At 35.1% G+C, this 24262-nt stretch carries 27 protein-coding genes; 7 read left to right on the top strand and 20 right to left on the bottom strand.

Translation table 11 applies throughout. The features are described from left to right. Nucleotides 1-2: 2 nt before the first annotated feature. From CSE_RS05870 to CSE_RS05885, 4 genes are read right to left on the bottom strand one after another with little or no spacing between them, the layout of a single operon-like run. On the bottom strand, nt 3-371 hold the full coding sequence (locus CSE_RS05870) for a (2Fe-2S) ferredoxin domain-containing protein (RefSeq protein ID WP_014453719.1): 369 nt from the start codon (nt 369-371) through the stop codon (nt 3-5). Next, nucleotides 372-917: an ATP-binding protein gene (locus tag CSE_RS05875; protein WP_014453720.1), complete on the bottom strand. Its 546-nt coding sequence runs from the start codon at nt 915-917 to the stop codon at nt 372-374. Next, a complete protein-coding gene (locus tag CSE_RS05880; RefSeq protein ID WP_014453721.1) occupies nt 917-1381 on the bottom strand; it encodes an NADH-quinone oxidoreductase subunit NuoE family protein in 465 nt (154 codons plus the stop codon). Before CSE_RS05880 ends, CSE_RS05875 begins: the two co-directional genes overlap by 1 nt. A gap of 18 nt (nt 1382-1399) precedes the next feature. After that, nucleotides 1400-1684, bottom strand: a complete 285-nt coding sequence (locus CSE_RS05885; RefSeq protein WP_070104776.1) for an ArsR/SmtB family transcription factor — start codon at nt 1682-1684, stop codon at nt 1400-1402. 224 nt (nt 1685-1908) lie between these two features. Between CSE_RS05885 and CSE_RS05890 the strand changes: the two genes are divergently transcribed. Together CSE_RS05890 and CSE_RS07970 are read left to right on the top strand one after the other, a co-directional pair. Further along, complete coding sequence (locus tag CSE_RS05890; RefSeq protein ID WP_050981345.1) at nt 1909-2280, top strand: hypothetical protein; 372 nt, start codon at nt 1909-1911, stop codon at nt 2278-2280. Then, nucleotides 2262-3095 carry an ATP-binding protein gene (locus CSE_RS07970; RefSeq protein ID WP_014453724.1) on the top strand — a complete coding sequence of 278 codons (834 nt, stop codon included), beginning with the start codon at nt 2262-2264 and terminating at the stop codon, nt 3093-3095. Before CSE_RS05890 ends, CSE_RS07970 begins: the two co-directional genes overlap by 19 nt. On the opposite strand, the gene CSE_RS05900 is transcribed toward CSE_RS07970, so the two are convergent. The 11 genes from CSE_RS05900 to CSE_RS05950 are packed head-to-tail and all read right to left on the bottom strand — an operon-like array spanning nt 3088 to nt 15546. Beyond that, nucleotides 3088-6117 carry a hypothetical protein gene (locus tag CSE_RS05900; protein WP_014453725.1) on the bottom strand — a complete coding sequence of 1010 codons (3030 nt, stop codon included), beginning with the start codon at nt 6115-6117 and terminating at the stop codon, nt 3088-3090. The genes CSE_RS07970 and CSE_RS05900 overlap by 8 nt on opposite strands. Before the next feature lie 45 nt (nt 6118-6162). After that, on the bottom strand, nt 6163-6450 hold the full coding sequence (locus CSE_RS05905) for an RnfABCDGE type electron transport complex subunit B (RefSeq protein WP_014453726.1): 288 nt from the start codon (nt 6448-6450) through the stop codon (nt 6163-6165). Between the two features lie 13 nt (nt 6451-6463). Continuing rightward, complete coding sequence (locus tag CSE_RS05910; RefSeq protein ID WP_014453727.1) at nt 6464-7054, bottom strand: electron transport complex protein RnfA; 591 nt, start codon at nt 7052-7054, stop codon at nt 6464-6466. Then, nucleotides 7051-7653: an electron transport complex subunit RsxE gene (rsxE, locus tag CSE_RS05915; protein WP_014453728.1), complete on the bottom strand. Its 603-nt coding sequence runs from the start codon at nt 7651-7653 to the stop codon at nt 7051-7053. The genes CSE_RS05910 and rsxE overlap by 4 nt, the downstream gene beginning before the upstream one ends. Next, nucleotides 7650-8249 (bottom strand): FMN-binding protein, encoded by a 600-nt coding sequence (locus CSE_RS05920; RefSeq protein WP_014453729.1) that lies wholly within the window; start codon nt 8247-8249, stop codon nt 7650-7652. Before CSE_RS05920 ends, rsxE begins: the two co-directional genes overlap by 4 nt. Then, nucleotides 8246-9256 (bottom strand): RnfABCDGE type electron transport complex subunit D, encoded by a 1011-nt coding sequence (locus CSE_RS05925; RefSeq protein ID WP_014453730.1) that lies wholly within the window; start codon nt 9254-9256, stop codon nt 8246-8248. Before CSE_RS05925 ends, CSE_RS05920 begins: the two co-directional genes overlap by 4 nt. Beyond that, a complete protein-coding gene (gene rsxC / locus CSE_RS05930; RefSeq protein ID WP_014453731.1) occupies nt 9249-10661 on the bottom strand; it encodes an electron transport complex subunit RsxC in 1413 nt (470 codons plus the stop codon). The genes CSE_RS05925 and rsxC overlap by 8 nt, the downstream gene beginning before the upstream one ends. Before the next feature lie 3 nt (nt 10662-10664). Then, nucleotides 10665-11144, bottom strand: a complete 480-nt coding sequence (locus CSE_RS05935; RefSeq protein WP_014453732.1) for a zinc ribbon domain-containing protein — start codon at nt 11142-11144, stop codon at nt 10665-10667. A 14-nt stretch (nt 11145-11158) separates the two neighbouring features. Continuing rightward, complete coding sequence (locus tag CSE_RS05940) at nt 11159-12478, bottom strand: bifunctional folylpolyglutamate synthase/dihydrofolate synthase (RefSeq protein ID WP_014453733.1); 1320 nt, start codon at nt 12476-12478, stop codon at nt 11159-11161. Further along, on the bottom strand, nt 12478-15114 hold the full coding sequence (locus tag CSE_RS05945; protein ID WP_014453734.1) for a valine--tRNA ligase: 2637 nt from the start codon (nt 15112-15114) through the stop codon (nt 12478-12480). Before CSE_RS05945 ends, CSE_RS05940 begins: the two co-directional genes overlap by 1 nt. 12 nt (nt 15115-15126) lie before the next feature. Next, entirely contained in the window at nt 15127-15546 is a 420-nt protein-coding gene (locus tag CSE_RS05950) for a PPC domain-containing DNA-binding protein (protein ID WP_014453735.1), read from the bottom strand. A 100-nt stretch (nt 15547-15646) separates the two neighbouring features. On the opposite strand from CSE_RS05950, the gene lspA reads away from it, so the two are divergent. Genes lspA through murI form a run of 5 tightly spaced genes read left to right on the top strand, consistent with a single transcriptional unit; the run spans nt 15647 to nt 20659 of the window. After that, the gene (lspA, locus tag CSE_RS05955) at nt 15647-16087 is read left to right on the top strand and encodes a signal peptidase II (RefSeq protein ID WP_014453736.1); all 441 of its coding nucleotides are present in this window, start codon (nt 15647-15649) and stop codon (nt 16085-16087) included. Beyond that, nucleotides 16077-16988 carry an RluA family pseudouridine synthase gene (locus tag CSE_RS05960; protein ID WP_014453737.1) on the top strand — a complete coding sequence of 304 codons (912 nt, stop codon included), beginning with the start codon at nt 16077-16079 and terminating at the stop codon, nt 16986-16988. The genes lspA and CSE_RS05960 overlap by 11 nt, the downstream gene beginning before the upstream one ends. Further along, the gene (smpB, locus tag CSE_RS05965) at nt 16973-17407 is read left to right on the top strand and encodes an SsrA-binding protein (RefSeq protein WP_014453738.1); all 435 of its coding nucleotides are present in this window, start codon (nt 16973-16975) and stop codon (nt 17405-17407) included. The genes CSE_RS05960 and smpB overlap by 16 nt, the downstream gene beginning before the upstream one ends. Further along, the gene (locus tag CSE_RS07975) at nt 17407-19872 is read left to right on the top strand and encodes an N-acetylmuramoyl-L-alanine amidase (protein ID WP_014453739.1); all 2466 of its coding nucleotides are present in this window, start codon (nt 17407-17409) and stop codon (nt 19870-19872) included. The genes smpB and CSE_RS07975 overlap by 1 nt, the downstream gene beginning before the upstream one ends. Further along, nucleotides 19865-20659 (top strand): glutamate racemase, encoded by a 795-nt coding sequence (gene murI, locus CSE_RS05975; RefSeq protein WP_014453740.1) that lies wholly within the window; start codon nt 19865-19867, stop codon nt 20657-20659. The genes CSE_RS07975 and murI overlap by 8 nt, the downstream gene beginning before the upstream one ends. Here the strand turns inward: murI and CSE_RS05980 are convergent. Genes CSE_RS05980 through tsaE form a run of 5 tightly spaced genes read right to left on the bottom strand, consistent with a single transcriptional unit; the run spans nt 20656 to nt 24208 of the window. Next, a complete protein-coding gene (locus CSE_RS05980; protein ID WP_156785902.1) occupies nt 20656-21672 on the bottom strand; it encodes a zinc-dependent alcohol dehydrogenase family protein in 1017 nt (338 codons plus the stop codon). The genes murI and CSE_RS05980 overlap by 4 nt on opposite strands. Beyond that, a complete protein-coding gene (gene tsaD, locus CSE_RS05985) occupies nt 21669-22676 on the bottom strand; it encodes a tRNA (adenosine(37)-N6)-threonylcarbamoyltransferase complex transferase subunit TsaD (protein WP_014453742.1) in 1008 nt (335 codons plus the stop codon). Before tsaD ends, CSE_RS05980 begins: the two co-directional genes overlap by 4 nt. Continuing rightward, nucleotides 22676-23140: a ribosomal protein S18-alanine N-acetyltransferase gene (gene rimI, locus CSE_RS05990; RefSeq protein ID WP_014453743.1), complete on the bottom strand. Its 465-nt coding sequence runs from the start codon at nt 23138-23140 to the stop codon at nt 22676-22678. Before rimI ends, tsaD begins: the two co-directional genes overlap by 1 nt. After that, nucleotides 23137-23763: a tRNA (adenosine(37)-N6)-threonylcarbamoyltransferase complex dimerization subunit type 1 TsaB gene (tsaB, locus tag CSE_RS07980; protein WP_014453744.1), complete on the bottom strand. Its 627-nt coding sequence runs from the start codon at nt 23761-23763 to the stop codon at nt 23137-23139. The genes rimI and tsaB overlap by 4 nt, the downstream gene beginning before the upstream one ends. Next, nucleotides 23744-24208 (bottom strand): tRNA (adenosine(37)-N6)-threonylcarbamoyltransferase complex ATPase subunit type 1 TsaE, encoded by a 465-nt coding sequence (gene tsaE / locus CSE_RS06000; RefSeq protein WP_014453745.1) that lies wholly within the window; start codon nt 24206-24208, stop codon nt 23744-23746. Before tsaE ends, tsaB begins: the two co-directional genes overlap by 20 nt. Between the last annotated feature and the right edge of the window lie 54 nt (nt 24209-24262).

The raw sequence follows: 24262 nt of genomic DNA on the forward strand, positions 1-24262 counted from the left end.
CACTACTCCTTTGCGATAACCCAGTCGCTAACGATTTGCCCATTAATAACGTGTGAAGCAACTATTTCTCTTGCCATTTCGGGGGTAACGTGCCCATAATACACTTTCACACCGTCTCTTTCAACTGCAACAACTGGCTCTTCAATATCAAGCCCCATTGAGCCTCTCTCAATAATTTGCACATCTGTGAAATTTCTCTTTTGAAGTTCATCAAGAATTGCAAGGAGAACATCTCTTGCACCTGCTGCTATGCCAACTGTTCCCATACTGATGTAGATCTTTACTTTTGCTTCTCCTTGTCTTGCTTTAAGGAATGATTGTGCAGTTTCTCTTAGCTTTCGCAACTCTTCGATTGACTTGATTTTGTCCATCTAAGCACCTCCATGCAGATCTTTTATTTGTTCATTTAAAAACCCTCTAATTCCATTTAACACTAAAGGTGTACAAATTGTTTCACTGCAAATTTTTCTCAAATCTTCAGTTGAGATTTCAAATACCTTTTGGTTGACTTCGTGCCTGTAGTGGAGGTTAACCTCTGGATGCGTTGCAAGAACTGAAACAATTGTACTTGCGATATCACCAAGGGGAGGTGTATCCACATGAGACTTTCTAAAACAAATCTTAACCGTTGTGCCCTTCCCCTTTTCGCTTTCAATAAAAATTCCACCATCGCACGATTCTGCTTCAAGTTTTAGGAGTGGCAAACCTAATCCAACTTTCTTATTTGCAGAAGTAGTTGTAAAAGGATCAAACACCCTCTTTAACAAATCTTCATCCATTCCAACGCCATCGTCCTTTATTTCGATTAATAGCAAATCTTTATTATCATCTTCAATAATATTAACTTCAATATTTTTCGCGTTGGCTTTCAACGAATTTTCAATAATATCAAGAATATTTAGGGAAAGTTCTTCCACTAACTATACCTCTCGAGTATTTCAAGAGCCTTTTCCGGGGTTAATTTCCCATAGATATCTTTTCCATCAATTGCTATGGCAGGGGCAAGACCACAACAACCTAAACAGCGTACAATTCTAACTGCAAATTTTCCGTCAGAGGTTATTTGATTCGGCTTAACTCCCAACTTTTCGCATAAGGCGTTCAATACTGCTTCCCCTCCTTTTACATAGCAAGCAGTCCCCATACAAGTCATAATAACATGTTCAGCATCCTTTGAAAGTTTAAAGAAGTTATAAAAAGTTACAACACCATAAACTTTTGAAAGCGGTACTTTTAACTTTTCTGAAATGTATGCAAGCACTTCTTTCGGTAAATAACCCAATGCTTCTTGGGTGCCATGCAAAACTTGAATGAGAGATTCAGGATTTGCTCCCCATTTTCTAATCTCCATGTCTACTGCAGGAAAATTTTTATTCTCCATTTTTCCTCCTTTCGGAAATTATATACTCACTTTCTTTTCTTTTGATACATAAAGGTCACTTATCTGTTCTATTATTTCTTTATATTTTTCACTTTTGAGTCTATAATATACATTTCTTCTAACTTTCCTGCGTGTAACCCATCCTGCTCTATAAAGCCTATATAAGTTAAGTGATACAGTTGGCTCTTTCATATTTAACTTTTCTACAATTTCCTTTACGGTTTTTTCGCCTGTTGTTAAATAACACACAATCGCAACTCTTATAGGATTCCCAATTGCTGAAAGAAATTCGGATGCCTTTATGCATTTACTATAACTGTCGCAAAGTAATTTCCTTTTTTTCTTCCATCACCTATTATTTTATACAAAAATGAAAATATTGCAATAGTTTGTTATATTATTTCACAACATAATACCATATCTATAGTTCTATTTATCTTTATTTAATGTGTTTATCATATGAATTATATAATGTGAACATCTTAACTATTAAACTTTGCATAAATTTTAGAATGTGATAAAATATTGTGATGAAAGTTGAAGAAATTATTAAAATAGCAAATGCTGAAGTCCTGCAAGATGTTGGAAATTGGGACGCAAATATAAAGTATGGCTTTGCCGCAGATCTACTATCAGACACACTATTCGTAATAAGTAGAGAAGAGGAAGCAATTCTTCTAATTACTGGCGTTACTAATCCATCGGTTATTAAAACTGCGAAAATACTGGACATTCCTGTAGTTCTTATTGTTAGAGGAAAGCCTGTAGAACAGGTAACTATTGACCTTGCAAGAAAAGAAAAAATAATACTTTTAAAAACGAAACATATAATGTTTGTTACATGTGGGCTTCTCTATAAAGAAGGTCTTGAAGGAGCACCTTGGAAACTACAATATTAATTTCTGAATTTTTTGTATTTGGAGACGATTTTGAACACTTAGGAGATGGCACTCTGAAGACAAGGGAAACACTTGAAAAAGCGCTTGATGGATTCGAATTTTTTAAAAGGCATCAATCTCTTAAAAAAGAAAATCTGAGGAAGCTTGGTGTTTGCTCATATGAAGCAGAATCAAACATAGTAATACACGCAAAATTCGGTATTATAAAAACTTACGCAAATGAGAACAAAATAAAGACCATAGCAAAAGATATAGGACCAGGGATCCCGAAATTACTTCTTGCACTAACCCCAGGATTTTCTACCGCATCCGATAAAGCAAGAAAATTAGGGTTTGGTGCAGGAATGGGTTTAAAAAATATCCAAAAGATTTCAGATTTTTTTGTTATAACTTCAAAATTTGGAAAAGGAACATACCTAACATTCGAGATATGGAATGAAGAAATAAACAAGGAGGGAACAAAAATGAAAATAAAACACCTTATAAAAGAACTGCAATTAGAAGTCCTTACCAAATATAACGAAGAAATCCTTGAGAAAATAATCAAAGATGCCTATGCATGCGATCTTTTGAGTAGAGTTCTTGCAAAAGCAAACGAAGATAGTGCTTGGATTACGATTCAAACAAATGTAAATGTCGTAGGCGTTGCAGTAATAAAGAGGGTACCAATCATAATTATAACAGAAGGAGAATTTGTTCCTGAAGAAACAATAAAAAAAGCAGAAGAAAATTCAATAATAATAGCAAGAACTACACATACAACATTTGAATTGTCAGGCAAGTTATACACACTTCTCGAACCTGAAACTAAATAATTTCGTCTAAAGAATAGATGTTAATTCCTTGATAGTTTTTGAGTTTTGGCTTATCATCTACTACTATATCTGTAAGTCTTAACTTTTTTGCAATGAGAATTGCTTCGCCTGTGGTATATTTTCCTGATACTCTCCTTGCTATATCCTCTGCAAGCCTTTCCTCAATTGTTGTAAGACCAATAACGGTTATACGGAACCGCCCTTCAACGATGTCTATAACTTCACTTTTTTGAGAAGCCGAAATACATGCTTTCGAAAGTAAGTCATTTCTGATTTCCTGGGGAAGGCCTGAACTTTCATAAATTTTTCTTAAAGAAGACGCATCAGAAACATACTTTGTCTTAAGTTCAATTTTTGTGAAATGTTTTGTTTCAGGAATTGCAGGCTTAGATTCAAGTTCGACATTCTCTTCATTTGTTGGGACTTTTTCAACTTTTTCTTCTCGCTTTTTCCGATTTTCCTCTTCAAGTTTTCTTAGAAGTTCTTCAAAAGTCGATTTAAATTCTTCCTTTTTACTCTTTTCTTCAATATGTTCTTCGCTTACAACTTTTTCTCTATATGGAGCTACTTTTTCCTTTTCACTTTTTTCTTCAATTTCTTGAATTTCTTCGAGATTTGGCTGTGCAAAATCCGCAAAGGAAACCTCATGCTCCTCTTCCTTTACTTCCTTACTAACCTCAACTGGTGGCTTATGGACAATTTCTTTGTTTTCGACTTTTTCAATTTCTTCCTTGGGAACAGTCTGTTCATATAAAGTTTTCTCTTCGGGCGGTTTCAAAACTTCCTCAGGTTTTCCTTCAATAATTTCCTCTGTTATTTTGCTACTTATAGTTTTTCTCTCAAACTCTTTTTTCTCAGTTTCTGGAATTTTTTCTTCGGGTTTCGTTACCTCTTCTTCCTTTACCAGCTTTTCTTCTACCTCAATTTCAGGTTTTTGTTCCTGAGGAACTTTTTCTTGGGGTGTTTCTATCTTTTGTTTTTCAATTGTTAATTTTTCAGTTCTTCTTGGAGGAGCTGGTCTAAAGACTCTATGAGTTAGTTCAATTTCTTCTTTTGGAGTTTCTTTTATGACATCCTCGGGTGGTCTAATAGGAATTGTTTTAACTTTTGGAATTTCTTCATGAATCTCCCCGGGCGTTGCCTTAATCTCCTCAACTTGCGTACCTTCTTTAACTTCAAGATCCTTAACATTAAATGCAATTGGCTTTTTCTTAACTTCTTCTACATTTACAACGGGGATTCTTTCTTTTTTGCCTTTCGGTACAAGGAGAATTATAATTAGTAAGATAAAAAGAGCAAATATGGCAGATGAAATTATATCAACTGTTAATCCCGGAATATAGTTAGAAATATATTGGTAAATTTTTTCAGAGATCGGTCTCAAGAAACCCAAAATATTAGTTGCAACTCCTTTAAAGAAAGTTTTTATAACATCAAGAATATTATTTACATTACTTTGTGTGAAAATTCCTGTAAAAAAAACTGAAACATTCTTTAAAATGCCTGAAAGATAATTCTTAACTTCGTCAAAAAAGTTATCTTTGTTTGTTGTTCCTTGGTTAGTGTTCACATTTGGAGTCGTTTGTCCAGTTCCATTTGTTTGGGTTCCACCGTTAGTAATAAGAGTTACATTTACAGTGTTCGGCGAGTCAAGAGGTAAAAGGGTCGTAAAAATCTCTTTATTTCCTTCGATTCCGAGATCAAAAACGGCAATAGGTTTACTTGAGGTAATATTTACTGAAGAAAAACTATCCTTAAAAAGAAAAGTCTTTGATTTATAACTATTTAACGAAAAGTTATTTCCGTTGAGGTTTATGTTGGTGTTCTCTTCGCTACCAACAATAACAACGCGCCTTTGTCTTTCTCCATATATTTTTGTTACAATACCTGTATGGAATTTAAAAATAGTTCCGTCATTAAATGAAGGTATCTGTTCACCGTCAACATTTCCATATTGAGAATACGTATATATTAGTACAGGCTTTGAAAAACTAAGAGAAACTTCTTTATATTCAGTAGTATTTGGTTTGAATTCGCTGGGACTTAAAACATCCAAGTATTTAAAATCATTTGCCTTTTCAAGAGTAAACGTGCTTGTCTTATCGTCAAGTTTGACAGAAACTGTCGTGTTATCAAAAATAGATGAAATCCCAAGACCACCAAATAAGATAACATTTGTAGAGTATATACCATAAAGCGTAGAAAACACATTATCATCTGCATAACCATACTCGACTAAAACAGGGTGATCTGCTGTAATCGTGTAGACACCTTCAGCTAATTTAGTATTAGCGTAAAAAGAATTAGCCTTTAGTAAAGTATCAAATACAGTATTTCCATTGCTATCAGTAATTTTTAGGTTGGTATCTGTTATTGATGTTACAAACAAAACTTTCGGAATATACAATTTGAAAAATGTTCCAAAAACTGCACTTACATCATCGGAAGAATTCTTATCAAAAGGTGGGGTAAGGGTAGAAAATTCCGCAAAACATTGTTTTGTTGAATTAAGTGCAAATATTGAATCATATGTTAAGTCAACAGATGTAAAGTTAAGGGCATCAAGATCCTTTTCGAAAATAACCTTATTTGACCTGGTATCTACAATTGAAATTTGGTTACCATCCTCATAAGAGACGATAAAAATTTTACCTTTTTGTGGAATAACAAAGTGCGTGCCAATGAAATTAGGTATATAGAAATCTTTCTTTGAAAAGTTACTGCCTTCTGGAACTAACTTTAAAACCTTTTTTTCTTTTGCTCCTAATGATAAGGCAGTCTTAAAAGTAACTTCATTATTATCTTCACTAAAATAGAGAGGAAGGGGAACCCCATTATTTAAAAGCGAAAAGCTTTGTGCATTAGGGAGAACGTCTTTTTTTACTTTAAACGTTATCACTCTGAAAATTGGAATATTTAAAGTATTTTCAAAAGAAACACTAATACCTTCTTCCCCCTTTAAGGGAGAGCTCAAAGTAAGCACCAAAGTTAGAACAACCACCAAAGTCAAAAACTTTTTCACTTCTTCCCCTTCCTATATAATACTACATATTGCTATTTTTTCAACTTATGCACTCTTTGCCTTCTCCATTATCTCTCTTACCTTTTGTTCAACTTCCTTTCCACCAACAGGGCATGCATCGTATCCTGCTCTACCCTCTGCAATGGCCTCAGCACATGGATGACATCCTGGAAAACCACACGCACCACATTCCCCATGCGGTAAAACCTCATATATTGCTTGAACTAAAGGATCTTCTTCCACCTTAAATTTCTCATTAAATACACCAAGTAATACACCAAAAAGAACTCCCAATACTCCCAAAGTAGAAACCGATATTAAAATATCCTTCATATCACACCTCTAATTATTTGATCATACCACTAAATCCAAGAAACGCTAAAGACAAAATACCTGAAATCATGAAAGCAATCGCCTTTCCTTTAAAGAAAGCAGGCACATCGGAATTTCTCAATCTTTCCCTAATGCCTGCAAGAAGAAGCATCGCTATTGCATATCCAAAGGCAATACCAAATCCAGAAACAATTGACTCAACAAAATCATACTTGTTCATTGAGTTTATAAATGTTGCTCCGAGAATAAGACAGTTTGTTGCAATCAAAGGAAGGTAAATGCCCATCGCCTTATATAGATTTGGCGATGCCTTTTTAATGTAAATTTCAACAAGTCCTACAAAAGAACCTATAACAAGGATAAATGATGTGATTTGAAGTGCAGGCTGTAAACCCGCTGGAATAAGAATCCAGTTATCAATCATCCACGCAAGAATTGAAGAGGAAACTGTTACAAAAATTACAGCAAAACTCATACCTATTGATGAAGAGAGACTATCAGTAAGCCCTATATATGAACAAAGCCCCAAAAACTGAATAAGGATAATATTATTTATTACAGACGACGATACAAAAATTTTAAGAAGATTTTCTAAGTAATTCATTTTTTACCCTCCTTACGCTTCAGGTAAGTTTCAAGCGCCCCAACAAGTATCCCAATCATAATAAAACCAGCAGGGGGTAGTATCATTAAAAGCATTGGTTGATAACTTTCAGGCATTATCTGGATTCCCGCAAGTGTCCCTTTACCAATCAATTCCCTTATAATTGCGATTGCTACAAGCACAATACCATAACCAATAGTATTACCAATTCCATCAAGGAACGAATCAAAAACACCATTTTGATAAGCAAATGCCTCAGCCCTTCCTATAATAATACAATTTACAACTACAAGAAGAATGTAAAGCTTAATGATTTGATATACTGAGTTAAAATATGCCTGTGAAAGAAGTGCTGCAATTGTGGTAAATGCCGCGATAACAGATACAAATATAGGAACTCTTATCTCATGAGGAATTATTTTTCTCATTGCAGAAACTATAATATTTGATGGTATCTGAACCATTGCAAAGGCAAAAGTCATAAGTAATGCACTCTGCACAGAATTTGAAACTGCAATTACAGAACACAAACCGATTGAAATTATAAGTACAGGGTTATTTGGTATTATTGCATTCCAGATTATTTTCAATTTGTTCATTGCCCTGCCTCCTTAAGATAAGCAACCATTGCCTCTCCTGCAACTTTCACTCCCTTTGAAACCGCCGAAGATGTAATTGTTGCACCCGTCATTGCAATAACGTCTTGTTTAGGTATCAATTTATCTTTTATAACATTTTTATCAATAAACTGTCCCAGAAAAGTGATTTTATTTTTCTTATCAACATAATATTTAGGATTGTCCGCATTCGCACCGAGTCCTGCGGTTTCATTTAATTTAAGAATTTTTACCCCGGAAACTGATCCGTCACTTTTAACTCCTACAAGCATTTCAATCGGCGCTTGAGATCCAGGTACAGTTACCCTTGAAACCATTCCAACTGGCTTGCCACTTGCCTTATCTTTAACAAGATAGCACTCTGTAATTTGAACAGATGGATCCTGGGCTGTGATTGGTTTATCTAATTTCAAAAACTCATAGTCTCCTGGAAATATTTCTGATAAACCCTGTTCCAATGCTTTTGCATCTTGTGCTGCGATGATTGGCTTAGTGATCTTGTAAACAATTGCAAGTGCAAATCCAGTTATTGCGGCAATAAGACCCAAAGTAATTGCAAATTTAACAATACTTTTCATTTTGCCACCTCTTTTTTAGGCAAAACGCCATAGACTTTTGGCATAATTTTATCAAAATATGGGACGAAGGCATTTCCTAAAAGAATCGAAAACATAACACCTTCGGGGTAGGATCCAAATTGACGTATAAGAACCGTGAGAAAACCAATAAAAAGCGCATAATAAACCTTTCCCATCGGCGTAATAGGCGATGAACTATAATCAGTTGCCATAAAAAACGCACCTAAAAATAGCCCACCTGCAAGTATTGAAAAAATTGGATCTCTTCCAAAAAGAGGTGAAAGAACAAAAACTGTTGCAATGTAAATAACAGGTATTTTCCAGTCGATAACCTTTCTTGCCATAAGATACAAGCCACCAATTAAAAGAAGTAATGCAGAAGTTTCACCTAAACTACCCCCTACCGTGCCAAGGAAAAGTGCTTTGTATAAATTCGCTTTTGATCCAAAATCAGAAATAAGTTGAGAATAACTTTGTAATTTAACTATGTTTAATGGTGTTGCAGTTGTAATTGAATCAACTGGACTTGCTTGAGAAATATTTTGTAATCCAATCATTATCTGTGGCTTTATCCACGTTGTCATATATGTAGGCCACGAAACCATCAACACTGCTCTCCCCACAAGAGCAGGGTTAAATGGGTTTGAACCGATTCCACCGAAAATCATCTTTCCTAAGAGGATACCCGAAAATGCTCCAACTACAACCATCCACCAAGGAGATGATGGAGGCAAAGTCATTGCAAGAAGCAATCCTGTAACGGAAGCAGAAAGATCATTTAAAGAAGGTTTTTTATGGAAAAGAACATTACCTAACATCTCTGCTAAAATTGATGAGATAACAGATACCACTATTACCAAAAGAGATTTTAAACCAAATATAAAAATGCTTCCAATAAGTGCAGGAGTAATCGCAATTATAACATCACGCATAATAAAAGCGGTAGTAACTTTATCTCTTATATGTGGTGCAGAAGTAACCACAAGATCAATGTCGTAGTTAGCCATTTTTCGCCTCCTTTTGGGAGTTTTCCTTTTCTTTTGCTCGCTGTGCTTTTAGTTTTTCAAACGCTGCTTGTTTTGCTGCTTCTATCTTCTTTTGTTTTATAATTGCCTGTTTAACTTTCTTTATATTCTCAGTTAAGTGTCTTTTTGCTGGACACACATAGGAACATACACCACACTCAATGCAGTCAAGCGCACGGAGGGTCTCTGCCGTTTTAAGGTCGTTCTTTCTTGATGCATGGTCAATTAAAACCGGCATAAGCCCCATTGGGCACGAATCAACACAACTTGCACATCTTATGCAAGGAGACTCATCCTGAGGTGCCATTTCCAATGCTTCTTCACCAAACATAAGTATCCCAGAAGTGCCTTTTATTACTGGAACTTCAATTGTGGACTGTGCAATACCAGTCATAGGTCCGCCAAAAATAAGTTTTCTTAATTTACGATTGAGTCCAAGTGTATCAATAATAAATGATGCTGGAGTTCCAATTCTTATAATGTAATTTCCTGGTTTAGAGATAGCATTCCCAGAAACTGTGACTCCTCTCTCAATTAATGGTTTATCTTCAAGGATTGCCTCGGTAATCGCTTTTAAGGTGCCAACATTCTGTACTACAACACCAACATCAAGTGGTAATCCACCTGATGGAACTTCTCTTTTAAGAACAGCTTTTATAAGTTGCTTTTCTCCACCTTGAGGGTATTTTGTTTTTACCAATACAACCTCAACATTATCTACACCCATATCTTTTATTTTTTGTTCAAGGAGATTTGCTGCATCAATCTTGTTTTCTTCTACTGCAATTATTCCCCTCTTTGCACCGGTTATCTTCATTTCAATAAGAATGCCTGTAATAATCTTCTCGGGATACTCAAGCATATTTCTATGGTCTACAGTAAGATATGGTTCACATTCTGCTCCATTTCCAATAATTGTGTCTATAACTTTGCCTTTTGGTGGAGTTAATTTTACCGCTGTTGGAAATGCCGCTCCACCTAAACCTACAATACCATGCTCTCTTATAATTTTCACAAGTTCCTCAGGTGTTAGATCTTCAAAAGACTTTCTTGGAGAGAGTTCCACCCACTCATCATTGTAATCGTTTTCAATAACTACACTTTGAATTTTTGCGCCTGTTGGACACAATCTCTCTTCAATTGCAATTACTTTTCCAGAAACAGTTGCATGAACTGGTGCAGAAACAGTCTGCGTGGAATCACCAATTTTCTGTCCAACCTTTACATAGTCGCCAACTTGTACCAAGGGTGTATTTGGAGCGCCTGTATGTTGCTGGAGAGGAATAACTGCAATTGGAGGAGACTTAAACACTTCAAAGGGCAAGTTTTTTGTTAACTTGCTTTCATCTGGATGAATGCCACCAGGTGAGTAAGTAAAGACCTTCATATTTCACTCCTTTCGTTCTTCAAAAATAAATCCACAATAAGGACAAATTTTTGCATCTTTCTCAATTACGCTACCACAGTTTGGACATTTCTTTTTAAGTTGTGTAAAGCAGTGAGGACAAAAAAGATATTCATTTTTAACTTCTTCACCACAAACAGGACACTGGTGAATCTCTTTTTTTATCTGTAATTCATAGTATCTTCTCTGTAGTTCTAACACCTCCTTTCGCTCTTTCTCTTCCTTAATTTCTTCGAGGGTATAAGGACTTCTTATCATAAGGTAGAAAACAAAGGGAAGAATACCGCCAAATACGATTGTTGCAATTAACCAGCCTAAAGCATTTCCACCTCTTAATTTACTGTCGTTATATACATAGATTGCTATGATTAATATAAGTGCGACAAGTGAAGCAAATATGACTAAAATATCAGTTGTTGAAAGACTTGGCAAAATTGTTTTAATAAAATCAATAATTTTTCCCATTCCTAATAATTATATTAATTTCTTGAAAAAGTAAAAATATTTTCAAGAGTTCTTACAAAGCCAACAAGGTAAAGTGATCCCGTTACTAAAAGTGGAAACTTATTTAAAGAAAATTCCTTTGCTCTAAAATATGCCCTTCTTGGATCTTTCTCTATGAAAATTTGATCTTTTGAAAAAAACTCCCTTGCAAAAGCATAGAGCATCTCAACATTCATCGCGCGTGAGTATGAATTAGGCGTAGTTGTAATAAACAAGTATGAAGTAATTTCCCTAATGTTTGAAAGAAAAGTCCTTACATCCTTATCAGAAAGCATTGAGAAAAGAACTACAAATTTTGTATCAAAACTTCCCTGAAGCGATTCCTTCAAAACCTTTGAAGAAGCATCATTATGCGCTCCATCAAGTATAACAAGTGGAGATTTTAAAATAACCTCTAAGCGCCCTGGCCAAAATGCCTTTAAAACACCATCTTTAATTGCATTTACATTGTAATTAATCCCACTTACAAGAAGAGCCTGAATTGATAATGCTGCATCAATAATTTGGTAATCTCCTATACCTCTTATTTTTATCCCCTCAAAAATTGCTTTCGGGTTTTTGGATATAAAATCAAATTCGCTAAAACTTCCAAATTTCCTTACGTTAGATACATAAAAGTCTTTACCAAATTCGTAAAAAGGTGAGTTATTACTTTTTGCTTCTTCTACGATAACTTTATATGCTTCACCACTCCTTACATTAAAAACAACTGGGGAACCGCTTTTTATTATTTTAGATTTCTCAAAGGCGATATCCTTTAGGGTACTTCCAAGGTATTTTTGATGGTCAAAACTTATGTCTGTAATAACAGAAACAACTGGTTTTTCAATTACGTTTGTTGCATCAAGCCTTCCACCTAAACCAACTTCCAATACTCCATAATCAACATTCTCATCAAAAAAATACTGGAAAGCCATTATAGTAAAAGTTTCAAAAGTAGAAGGAAGTTCGTTTTCTTTTAGATCCTCATAAAGGGTTTTTAACATTTTCCAATACCGTACAAATTCTTTAGGACTTATTAAATTTCCGTCAATACTTATTCTTTCAAGAGTTGATATAAGAGAGGGAGATATATAAAGGCCGGTCTTATACTTATGTTCCCTCAAAATTGATGTAATATAATTTGAAGTTGAACCTTTCCCCTTTGTTCCTGTAATATGAAAATAGGGCACTTTCCTTTCTGGGTTTTGAAGAATGGAAAGCACCCTTTTAATATTTGTTAGCCCATATTTGTCGGGCTGATTTATTCTTCCACCTAATGTAAAAATGTCGTCCAGACACTCTGAAAGTTTCACTAACCCTCAAGATCTTCGATATGGCTTAAAAGTGCAGCCTTTGTCTTCTCCAATTCTTTTTGTCTTTCTCTGTCCTTATTTATGACTTCAGCAGTTGCTTTTTCGAGAAATACAGGGTTCATAAGTCTCGAGTTTATAGATTTAAGTTCTGCATCGATTTCTTTTAACTTCTTAAGGAAACGCTCTTTTTCTTTTTGCAAATCAACATCGAAGGGAAGTTCCATATAGACCGTAGAACCTTGAACGACTGTTTTTAAAACTCTTTCCGGTTTCTTTTCCACATACTCAAGGCTTGTTAAATGGGCAAGTTTTAAAATTTTATCGTTTTCTTCTTTTACAAGACTAACTTCATTTTCGTCAATTGAATTAAAATAAGCATTAAGTGGAGTTCCGACAGGTATCCCCAATTCTGCTTTAAGGCTTCTTATACCCCTTATAATTCCGAAAACAAATTCAGCATCTTTTTCTATTTTATCGTTTATAAACGCCTCATTTACATTGGGAAAATCTGACTTAATTAAAGGCTTTTCGACAAATGGGATATGAGAATATATTTCTTCTGTTGCAAAAGGCATGTATGGATGTAGCATCTTAAGAATCGATACAAGAGATTTCCACAAGAGGTATTGCGCGGTCTTTTTCTTTTTATCATCATCGCCATATAACCTTACCTTTGAAAGTTCTATATACCAATCGCAAAATTCTCCCCAAACAAATTCGTAGATCTTCCTTGCTGCTTCACCAAGATCGTAATTTTTAAGATACTCAATCTCCATCTTCAAGTGTTTGTTAAGCCTGCTTAAAAACCATTTATCTTCAAGTTCCAACTCTAAGTTTGTTTCATCAATCTCCTCTGGGTTAAATCCTTCAAGGTTCATAAGCACAAAACGAGAAGCATTCCAGATTTTATTAACAAAATTTCTTGATGCTTTAAGTTTCTCCTTTGAAAGATTTATATCCTGCCCTCCAACTGTGGTAAGGGAAGCAAGAGTAAAGCGTAATGCATCTGCCCCATACTCTTCAATAAGATCCAAAGGATCAACGATATTCTTAAGGGACTTGCTCATCTTTCTGCCTTTTTCATCTCTTACAAGTCCATGAAGCATTACTGTATAGAACGGCTCCTTTTTCATGAAATGCATACCGCTCCAAATCATTCTTGCAACCCAGAAGAAAAGTATATCGTAACCTGTTATAAGAAGTGTTGTTGGATAGTAGTAGTTTAACTCGGCAGTGTCCTCTGGCCAACCGAGTGTTGCAAATGGCCATAGTGCTGATGAAAACCATGTGTCGAGGACATCATCATCTTGTTTTATATGAGTGCTTCCGCACTTGGGACATTTTACGACAGGCTCTTTTGAGACAATAATTTCGCCACAATCTTCACAATAATATGCAGGAATCCTATGTCCCCACCAAAGTTGTCTTGAAACACACCAATCTCTAATATTATTCAACCAATCATAATAGACCTTTACCCATTTTTCTGGTGTAATTTTAACTTTGCCTACTTTCACCGCCTCTTTTGCTTCTTCTGCAAGTGATTTCATGGACAGAAACCACTGCTTTGAAATAAGAGGTTCAACCACAGTGTGGCACCTTTGACAGTGCCCTACCGAATGAATATAATCCTCAACTTTAACAAGGTATCCTTGATTTTTTAAATCTTCCACAACACGGTCTCTTGCCTCAGCTGTTGTAAGCCCAAGGTATTGTTCAGGCACATTTATCATTCGTGCAACATCGTTAATAACATCCAAAAATTCAAGATTATGTCTTTTTGCAATCTCAAAATCATCTGGAGAGTGCGATGGTGTTACTTTTACTGCACCTGTTCCAAACTGAGGATCAACTGCATCATCTGCAATTATTGGAATTCTTCTTCCAACAAGAGGAAGAATTACATATTTTCCAATAAGATTTTTGTATCTTTCGTCTCTGGGATGCACTGCAACTGCCGTATCTCCAAGCATCGTTTCGGGACGCGTTGTTGCGACAGTAATAAATTCTTCGCTTCCTTCGAGAGGATATTTAATGTAATAAAGCTTGCCCTTTTCTTCCTCGTATTCAACCTCTATGTCCGAAAGTGCAGTATGACATCGGGGACACCAGTTTATTATTCTTTCACCTCGGTAGAGCAATCCCTCATTGTAATATCTAATAAATGCCTCTAACACTGAGTTTACATACTTTTCATCAAGGGTAAATCGGAGTCTTCTCCAGTCTGCTGAAACGCCAAGCTTTTTTGATTGCTCAATAATGGTATTACCATATTTTTCCTTCCACTTCCAAACTTCTTCGAGGAACTTTTCTCTTCCAAGATCGTCCTTCTTTATCCCTTTTGAGAGTAATTCCCTTTCAACGACAGACTGTGTTGCAATACCTGCATGGTCAATACCAGGGAGCCATAATGTCTCTTTTCCAAACATTCTATTGAATCTTACAAAGATATCCTGGAGGGTAAAGTTTAGTGCATGCCCTATGTGAAGTTTTCCAGTTACATTTGGTGGAGGCATAACAATAACAAAATTCTCCTTTTCGGGTCGAATTTCCGAGTCGAAATAATTGCCCTCCTCCCACATCTTATATATTTTGTCTTCTACGTCCTTGTGGTTATATTCCTTTGCAAGTTCCATATTTAAATCTCCTTATGCAGGATTTAGACCTTTTAGTCCTGTAGATTCGTCTTTTCGAAGAAGGGATATATTGTGGAGCCTCTCAATGAAAATTTCTCCGTTATACATAACAGCATTTACAAGATGCCCACCTACTACCGAGTAATCATGCAGTGCAATTGCAGTATGCACGTGTATTACAATGTCTCCTTCTTTCTCGGTTACACTTATATTACCTTGCAGGGATACGATTTCTGAAAGGCCATCAAAAACTCTTTTAACATACTCATGACCATTCCAGTACCCTATCTCAACACTTCTAAACATACCGATGCCTGAAAAAACTGCGCTTTCAATCTTATAGTTCTTACAGGCAGTTTTCAGAGACTCCATAAAGTCCTCTCCATCGTACATTCTTATTGCAATTGTGCTATTTCCTTCTTTTATCGTCATATCTTACCTCCTCTGTTATACAAGGTATATTATACTATATAGCGATAGTAAAAACAAAATTAATATTTCAAAAAGAGAACAATTTGTGTAAAATTGAGGTATGAAAAATGATAGGTATTTTTATATTATCGCACTTTCCGTGCTAATTATTGACCAACTCTCTAAAATTATTGTGAGAAAAACAATCCCCACAGGAAAAGAAATTCCACTAATTAAAGGGATTTTTTCTCTCACTCACATTACAAATTCGGGATCACTCTTTGGAATGTTTCAAAACGCAACATCAATTCTAATTGTTTCAAGTTTTTTCGTCACCTTCCTCATAATATATATCGAAAGAAAAATAAATCTTCCTTATAAGGAAGTTGCGTTTGGGCTAATTATGGGGGGAATTTTAGGAAACCTTATTGACAGAATTATTTTTAGGCAGGTAACTGATTTTTTGTTTTTAAAACATTGGCCAGTTTTTAATATTGCTGATGCTTCAATTGATATTGGTATAGCAATATTTATAATATCGTATTTAAAACATGGAAAATAAATTTGTTGTTGAAAGAACTGACAGGCTTGACAAAGTTATTGAAGATAAACTTCCTAATCTCAGTAGGAGCTATATACAGAAATTGATAAAGGAAGGTTATGTGCTTGTAAATGGTAGTATAGTTGAAAAGCCATCACACAAGGTAAAAGTAAACGATATTGTTGAAGTTAAGGAAAAGGAGGCAGAAGTACTTCAGGTTGAAAAAGAAGATAAACCAATAAAAATAGTTTACGAAGATGAATACCTTTTAATAATTGATAAAGAAGCAGGATTAACTGTGCATCCGGTTGGCAGTAAAACAACTAACACGCTTGTAAACAGGCTTCTATACCATATTGAGGATCTTTCGCAAATTGGTGGAATCATTAGACCAGGCATAGTACACAGGCTTGATAGAGATACATCTGGCCTTATGGTTGTTGCAAAAAATGATACGGCACACAGAGCATTAAGTGAAATGTTAAAAAGGCACGAAATTAAGAGAAAATATATTTGCCTTGTGAAGGGCAATTTTAAAGAAAAAGTTGGCATAATTAACTTGCCTCTAAAAAGAGAGCAGGGAACAACAAGAATGCGTGTGTCAGTCATGGGAAAAGAGGCAATAACCCATTTTAAAGTGCTTGAATCGATTGGTCCATATACACTTCTTCAAGTAGAACTTGAAACAGGACGAACTCACCAAATTAGAGTTCATATGGCACATATCGGACATCCTCTTGTTGGTGATACCATATATGGTAAAAGGGATAAAAATATAAATCTTGAAAGACAATTTCTGCATTCTTATGAAATTTCGTTTAAACATCCTATAATTGATAAGGAGTTGAGACTTGTTTCAGAATTACCATGTGATTTAAAGAAAGTGCTTTGGGAGTTAAGAGAAAAATGGAAGAAAAAGTAATATCGGTAAACAAAAAGGTTTTAAGAGACTTCGAGATACTCGACAAACTTGAGGTAGGTATTGAATTAAAAGGATTTGAAGTAAAGTCCATAAGGGAAGGAAAAGTTAGCCTTGATGGAGCATATGTAAAGGAATCAAACGGCGAATTCTATATATACAAAATGTTTGTTCAAATTCCGCCATCGATTCATACAAATATAAGCGAAAAAAGGAAAAGAAAACTACTCATGCATAAAAATGAAATCATAAGATGGAGCACAAGAGTAAAAGAAAGAGGTCTTACAATACTTCCAATTGATGTTCATACAGCGAATAACAGAATAAAATTAACGATTGCGCTTGTTAGAAAAAAGGTGCTTCACGGAAACAAAAAGAAATTAGAAGAGAAAATTGCAAAAAGGGAAATGAGGAAGTACTAATGAAAAAAATAATTATAATTTCGATGCTTATAATTTATTCGCTTGTAGTGGTTTTTGTAGCACAAGCAGTTTACTCGGAAACAAGGCAAGAGTTTTTGTCAATTAATGCTGATGGTACAAATGTAAGAAGTGCTCCTGGCACATACAATCCTGTCCTTTTTAAGTTAAACAAAGGTACTTATGTCCTTAATTTAGGAACAGGAAAGGACAAAAATGGTGGCTTGTGGTATAAGATTTACGATTTCAATTCTGGAAAAATTGGATTTGTTGCAAATTATCTTTGCAACAAAACGGGAATTTTAGTTACTGGAGAAGATAAAACCTTTACAGCAAAGGTTAATACAGATTACCTAAACGTAAGAGCTGGCCCTGGCACAGAATTTAACCTTGTTAAAAGGCTTAATTACGGAACGAAAATAAGCGTCACACGTTTAATAACAAGAAGCGACTCTCAGATTTGGTATAAGTATAAAGATGGAAATAACTTTTATTTTGTTGCAAGTTGGTTCACCGTGAAGGTGGAGGAAACAAAACCTAACAATCAGGACAATAACTCTTCCAATAATAACTCAAATCAAAATAATAGTGGAACACAAAATAATACACAACCAAAAGATAATCTTACAATTCCTGCAACTTCAACGGATTTTGTGAATTTAAGAGAAGGGCCATCAACTGATTACGGAAAAATTACTCTTATAAATAAAGGTGACCAAATTACAATAATAGGTTTTGCAAAAAACCACAACGGGGAATTGTGGCTCCAGTGCAGATACAACGACAAAATAGGATTTGTTATAAGCGACTATTTCAAGTTTGATGCAAATAAAATTGCTCTGGATATTTCGACAATAGGAAGTGATGCAAAGACAAACGACTCTACAAATCTAAGGGAAGGTCCTTCTACATCATACAATGTCCTCAAAGTAGTACCTACAAATACCACATTTAACATAGTTGGTGTTTGTCTAAATAAAGATAAAGAGATGTGGTTTGAGGTAAATTTAGATGGAACAAATTATTGGGTTAGAAGCGATACAATTACATTTGCTAAAAAAGAAAAGGGTATTCTTGAAAGCGCCTTGTGGAAAATAACAGAAGACGGCATTGACATCCAAATTGGCGGTAAAAACTTGCCAAAGCCAAATATTAATACATTGAGCGATCCAATAAGATTGGTTCTTACATACAATAACACCAATTTACTTGATACACCAAAACAAGCAGACCTCAACATCTATCCTTTTACAAGATATACTCTTCACGCTGACAACAACAATACAGTTGTTACGATTTATTTACTTTCGGAAATTCCATACCAATTTGAGGTAAAGGATAATCAACATTTAATTCATTTCAAACTTCCTAAGGTTAATCAAGAAATTGTGGAAATAGGAGGGAGCGTAACATTCATAAATATTGAGAAGACTAATAATATTACATATATAAGCCTCGATGACTTCTTGAACTTTTTCAACCTAAATATGGATAACTATGCTTTAAACTTCTTTGGCAAAACCATTAAAATAAACAATGAGGACATAATTAATTCTAAAGGTGAAAACTTTATCTCTTTAGAGAATTTGGCAAAGTATTTTAATGTTTCAATTATACAAACAAGCAACGAAATATATATAGATCCGCTTCTTCTTGATTTTAAGAAGGATGGCTCGTCAACAATACTTACCTTCAGTTTTCCATTCAAAGCGAAAAAGATTAATGAAAATAACAAAGATTTTCTTGTGATTTTTGCAGAAAATCCGCTAAATATACCTTACAAAAGTACAAAAAGAGAAACAACAACTGCTCCTCAAATTATTATTGAACTTGGAAATATTTCGTATAGTGCAAAAGACAATACGCTAACCTTGGCTCAAATAAAAACCGGAAATTCAAATTTACTTTCAAACAGAATTATAGTTATTGATCCAGGACATGGAAGCTATTCTGGTCAATACCTTGATGTAGGTGCAATTGGTTTCTCTGGAACAAAAGAAGCTTACATAGTGCTTGATATTGCACTACGCCTTAAAAAATTATTGGAGGATGCAGGTGCCAAAGTCATAATAACTCATAACACTGTAGATAATCCAAACAATCCAACACTAAAAGGAAGAGTAGATATTGCAAACTCATCTGGTGGAGATCTATTTATTTCAATACACCTAAATTCAAGTATAAATAGTGACGCTTCTGGCACAGAAACATACTACTGGTATGACTCTTCAAAACGTCTTGCAGATACAATACAATCATCACTTGTAAAGACTTTAGGCACTTATGATAGAGGAATAAAAAAGGATTATCTATATGTATTGAGAGGAGTGACAACAATGCCTGCAATTCTTACAGAAATTGGGTTTATTTCAAATCCAAAAGAAGAAGCACTTCTAAAAGATTCAAACTTCCTTGATAAGGTTGCAAAAGCACTCTTCGACGGCATTGTGAGGTATCTCAATGGCTAATCCAAAACCAATCGGTATTTTTGACTCAGGAGTTGGCGGGTTAAGTGTAGTAAGAAGTATAAGAAAAGTTCTTCCCAACGAGAATATCATATACGTTGGTGACTTAAAGCATTTTCCATATGGCACAAAGACAGAAGAAGAGGTTAAAACTTTTGCAAAGAACATAACTAAATTTCTCATTTCACAAGGCGTCAAACTCATAATTGTTGCATGCAATACAGTTTCGTCAATTGCAATGGACGATTTAAGAGTTTTAGCAAAACCTATTGAAGTAATTGGTATGATTCAATCAGGTGCAGAATATGCCGTAAAAACTACAAAGATTAAAAAGGTTGGTGTTATTTCAACACCACTTACCGCAAGAAAACACGCATATAAAAACGAAATTAAAAAACTTGATAGTTCTATTGAAGTATTTGAGGTTGGCTCTCAGGAACTTGTAAACCTCGTTGAAGACGGCGTAAGTTTTAACGATTATGCCTGCGCACTTGCAAGAGAAAAATTGGAAGAGCCGTTAAGTAATGGCATCGATACACTTGTGTTGGGGTGCACTCATTTCCCGTTTCTCTATAAGGTTGTTAAAAATGTTGTAGGTGAAAAAGTTGAAGTAATTGATCCCGCAGAATACATTGCAATAAGAACAGTAGAATATTTAAAGGAAATTGGCGAAAACAAGGATAGCCAAAAAACAGTTTTCTATACTACATACGATAAAGACTCTTTCAAAGAGAAACTATCACTTTTTTTAGACATTGAAAACCCTGAGGTTTACGAAGTAGATATTTAAGAAATTTTCAATACCGCCGCACCTTGAATTTTTCCGTGCTTAACCGAGAGAAGCGCTTCCTGTGCTTTCTCTAAGGGAAAAACTGTAACCTTTGGAACAATAGGAATAACTGAAGCAAGTTTTAGAGCATTTTCTACATCTTCTCTTGTAACATTTGCAACACTCTTAACGGACCTTTCTCCCCAAATAAGGGTAAAGTCAAACGCATCAATTGGGGTCTCTTTTCTTATTGCATTTACAACAACAAGGCCCCCTTTATTAAGGTATTTCAGGGCATAAGGAATCACACTTCCCGAAGGTGTTGTATCAATTGCTTTATCGTATCTTATGGGAATATCACTAAAGGTTTCGAAAATATAATCTGCTTTTAACTCCTCTGCTAACTTTGTTGCGTTATCACCAAGTTTTCGCACAAAAACTATAATTTTTGAAGACGGATTAAGATACCTAATATATCTATAAACGATATGATTTGATGCGCCAAAACCAAAAAGTGCAACTGTTTCTCCATCTTTAATTTCTGCAAGTTTATACGCCCTAAAGCCAACTGCACCTGCACATAAAATTGGGGCAGTTGTTTCGTCTTGCAAGTTTTCTTTCAATTTATAAGCAAAACTACTTTCAACAACCATATACTCTGCATAGCCACCGTCTTCATCTGCTCCAGTTGCAACAAATTCGTTACAAAGATTTTCCCTGCCACTCTTACAATATTCACACTTACCGCAGGCATGCTTTATCCAGGCAACACCAACTCTATCGCCAATTTCAAGATTTGTAACATTTTTCCCTTTTTCAACAACATAACCTACAACTTCGTGCCCTGGGATAACAGGAATTTTAGGCATCCTTCGCCCTTCAATTTCGTCAATCTCAGTATGGCACACACCACAATAAGAAACTTTTAACAAGACTTCATTATCCTTAGGTGTAGGGACTTCAACCTCTCTTAAAACAAGAGATGTTTCCTCTAATCTTCCAATTTTTTCAATAAACATTGCTTTCATTTTCATAGTTCTAATCTCGATATTGCATCAAGGGTAAGGTCTGAAGTTTCTCCCTTTATTGTGTAGTGTAAATACCCAGTAAGAGCAATCATTGCTGCGTTATCCGTGGAAAGTGCTTTTTGCGGAAAATACACATTAATAGGCGAAACATTTGCAAAAGTTTCTCTAAGCCTTTTATTTGCAGAAACACCACCTACAACCCCAATCCCTTTTACATTAAAATCTGTTGCGGCACGAACCGTGCGTTCAACAAGAATCCTTACAAGAGCGTTTTCGAAACTTGCCGCAAGGTTTGATAAATCATTTTGCACAACATCAGGGTGATTTTGAATAAAATAAACACCTGCCGTTTTAAGGCCACTAAAACTAAATTCATATGGACTTCCCTTAAAAGTTAAATTTGGAAATTCATACTTATTTGGATCGCCTTCAAGCCCCAATTTTTCAACTATTGGTCCACCTGGATAACCATATCCCAAAAACCTTGCAAATTTGTCAATTGCTTCACCTGCTGCATCATCGCGAGTTCGTCCCAAAACTTTGTATATCAAAAAATTTTCCATCAAAATAAGTTCAGTGTGCCCGCCTGAAACTATAAGAATTAACAATGGAAAGATATCCTTTTGCTTGTAGAGTGGTGCACCTTCAAGAAAAAGTGAATATATATGCCCTTCCAAGTGATTTACTCCAATTAATGGTTTATCAAGTGCAAAACTCAATGACTTCGCTGCTTCAAGCCCAACAAGAAGGGATCCAACAAGACCAGGACCTTTTGTAACAGAGATCAAATCTATATCGCGTAAAGAAATGTTAGCAAGTTTGAGTGCTTCAACAATCGTGTATCCTATAAGTTCTGCATGTTTTCTTGACGCAATCTCAGGAACTATACCACCAAAATCCCTGTGAAACACCTCTTGTGAAGTTAAAACGTTACTTAAAATTTTCCCATCGTTTTCAATGACTGAAACAGCGGTATCATCACAAGATGTTTCAATACCAAGCGTTATCATTAATTTCCTTCCTCCTTAGTGATTTTTAGTTCCATCCTTATACCATCTTCGCCATCTTGGTAATATCCTTTGAGCTCCTCCACCTCGATAAAACCCAACTTCTTATAAAGTTTTTGTGCAGAAATATTAGACTTTCTTGCTTCAAGGTAAACAACTTCATAACCAAGTTCTTTTGCAAGAGATATGGCAAACAAAAGTAGCGATGTGCCAATTCCTTTTCCACGCTCGTTTGGATGCACTGCAACATTAATAATGTGAAGCTTCTTACCTTCATACCAAACGCCAATAAATCCAATAACTTTTCCGTGAAGTTTTGCAACAAAGTAATCTGACGATGCATTAAAAAGATAATCAACCATAAAAATTTCACGTGGCCAAGGGTCATTATAAGATAGCTCCTCGATTTCAATTATTTTTTTTACGTCATTTATTTTTGCTTTTACTATTTCAATTTCACTTATCATCGCATCTTCTTGAAGAGTTTATCTTCAGCCCGCAAGTATATTGGCTTAAGAGACAGAGGATCAGAAATAGTTTCTTTTTTTGAAATCTTCTCAAGGGAAACTTTTTGGATAACCTCGGGACTTACAAAAACCTTCCTGAAATTCTTCAAATTCAAACTCGACAAATCCTCAAAAGAGATAATAAGATCATCAAAGTTCTTCAGTTCGGAAAGCGTTTTTAACTCATCTTCCGTCTTTCTAATGCCCTTTTCAAATTCCGAAACAAAAAATTCATTTCTTCCGGCGGAGAGCACTGCCTTTACTTTTCCATTTTCAACATGTCTTGCAAGGAGTTCCAGTGAGTTAACTGGGATAAGAGGTATGCTAAGTGCAAACGCAAGAATTTTTGCATCAACAACACCAATACGGGTTCCCGTAAAACTTCCTGGACCGTTAACAACAAGAATGTAGTTTAAATTGTGCTTATCAAATTTCAAAATATCAAACATATTCTTTGTAATGTGTAAGAGAGTATTCGGATTTTCATCACTTGGATACTGAATAACTGAATATACAACTTTTTCATTACTCCCAAGCAAACTTATCGTGGGGTAAAACGCCTGATTAAGAAATAGATAATTCATCTAAAACACTCTCCAAATTAAAGGTTTTAATTGATACTAAACGCTCAAATTCACTTACAATTGTAAAATATATCTCAATATCAAAGTCAAGCAACCCTTCGATTTTGTCCCCCCACTCAATAACATGTATACCCTTTTTTAAAACCAACTCAAAAATCCCAAGATCATCAAAATCTTTAGGGCTGTTTACTCTGTACAAATCGTAGTGGTATAGAGGGAGTTTACCTTTATAAATATTTAAAAACACAAACGTTGGACTTTCAACGTAATCATTAGCAGAGAGACCTTCTGAAATACCTTTTACAAGGGTTGTCTTCCCTGCACCAAGAGGACCAACAAGCCCAATAACACAATTCTCTGTTTCTTTTAAAAGTATCTCACCAAGTTTTCTCCCAAAAATTAGTGTGTCCTCAACACTTTTAAGCGAAAAATTTACCTCTCTCACGTAAATAAATATATCAAAAAAACGTATTTTTTAAAAGTTCTGATATAATATGCT

The sequence above is a fragment of the Caldisericum exile AZM16c01 genome, assembly GCF_000284335.1.
Classification (GTDB): domain Bacteria; phylum Caldisericota; class Caldisericia; order Caldisericales; family Caldisericaceae; genus Caldisericum; species Caldisericum exile.

What these genes read in the sequence shown, in the direction of transcription:
- CSE_RS05870 (WP_014453719.1), bottom strand. Translation starts at nt 371, where the DNA reads ATGGACAAAATCAAGTCAATCGAAGAGTTGCGAAAGCTAAGAGAAACT.
- CSE_RS05880 (WP_014453721.1), bottom strand. Translation starts at nt 1,381, where the DNA reads ATGGAGAATAAAAATTTTCCTGCAGTAGACATGGAGATTAGAAAATGG.
- CSE_RS05905 (WP_014453726.1), bottom strand. Translation starts at nt 6,450, where the DNA reads ATGAAGGATATTTTAATATCGGTTTCTACTTTGGGAGTATTGGGAGTT.
- CSE_RS05910 (WP_014453727.1), bottom strand. Translation starts at nt 7,054, where the DNA reads ATGAATTACTTAGAAAATCTTCTTAAAATTTTTGTATCGTCGTCTGTA.
- rsxE (WP_014453728.1), bottom strand. Translation starts at nt 7,653, where the DNA reads ATGAACAAATTGAAAATAATCTGGAATGCAATAATACCAAATAACCCT.
- CSE_RS05920 (WP_014453729.1), bottom strand. Translation starts at nt 8,249, where the DNA reads ATGAAAAGTATTGTTAAATTTGCAATTACTTTGGGTCTTATTGCCGCA.
- CSE_RS05925 (WP_014453730.1), bottom strand. Translation starts at nt 9,256, where the DNA reads ATGGCTAACTACGACATTGATCTTGTGGTTACTTCTGCACCACATATA.
- rsxC (WP_014453731.1), bottom strand. Translation starts at nt 10,661, where the DNA reads ATGAAGGTCTTTACTTACTCACCTGGTGGCATTCATCCAGATGAAAGC.
- CSE_RS05935 (WP_014453732.1), bottom strand. Translation starts at nt 11,144, where the DNA reads ATGGGAAAAATTATTGATTTTATTAAAACAATTTTGCCAAGTCTTTCA.
- CSE_RS05945 (WP_014453734.1), bottom strand. Translation starts at nt 15,114, where the DNA reads ATGGAACTTGCAAAGGAATATAACCACAAGGACGTAGAAGACAAAATA.
- CSE_RS05950 (WP_014453735.1), bottom strand. Translation starts at nt 15,546, where the DNA reads ATGACGATAAAAGAAGGAAATAGCACAATTGCAATAAGAATGTACGAT.
- lspA (WP_014453736.1), top strand. Translation starts at nt 15,647, where the DNA reads ATGAAAAATGATAGGTATTTTTATATTATCGCACTTTCCGTGCTAATT.
- CSE_RS05960 (WP_014453737.1), top strand. Translation starts at nt 16,077, where the DNA reads ATGGAAAATAAATTTGTTGTTGAAAGAACTGACAGGCTTGACAAAGTT.
- smpB (WP_014453738.1), top strand. Translation starts at nt 16,973, where the DNA reads ATGGAAGAAAAAGTAATATCGGTAAACAAAAAGGTTTTAAGAGACTTC.
- CSE_RS07975 (WP_014453739.1), top strand. Translation starts at nt 17,407, where the DNA reads ATGAAAAAAATAATTATAATTTCGATGCTTATAATTTATTCGCTTGTA.
- murI (WP_014453740.1), top strand. Translation starts at nt 19,865, where the DNA reads ATGGCTAATCCAAAACCAATCGGTATTTTTGACTCAGGAGTTGGCGGG.
- CSE_RS05980 (WP_156785902.1), bottom strand. Translation starts at nt 21,672, where the DNA reads ATGAAAATGAAAGCAATGTTTATTGAAAAAATTGGAAGATTAGAGGAA.
- tsaD (WP_014453742.1), bottom strand. Translation starts at nt 22,676, where the DNA reads ATGATAACGCTTGGTATTGAAACATCTTGTGATGATACCGCTGTTTCA.
- rimI (WP_014453743.1), bottom strand. Translation starts at nt 23,140, where the DNA reads ATGATAAGTGAAATTGAAATAGTAAAAGCAAAAATAAATGACGTAAAA.
- tsaB (WP_014453744.1), bottom strand. Translation starts at nt 23,763, where the DNA reads ATGAATTATCTATTTCTTAATCAGGCGTTTTACCCCACGATAAGTTTG.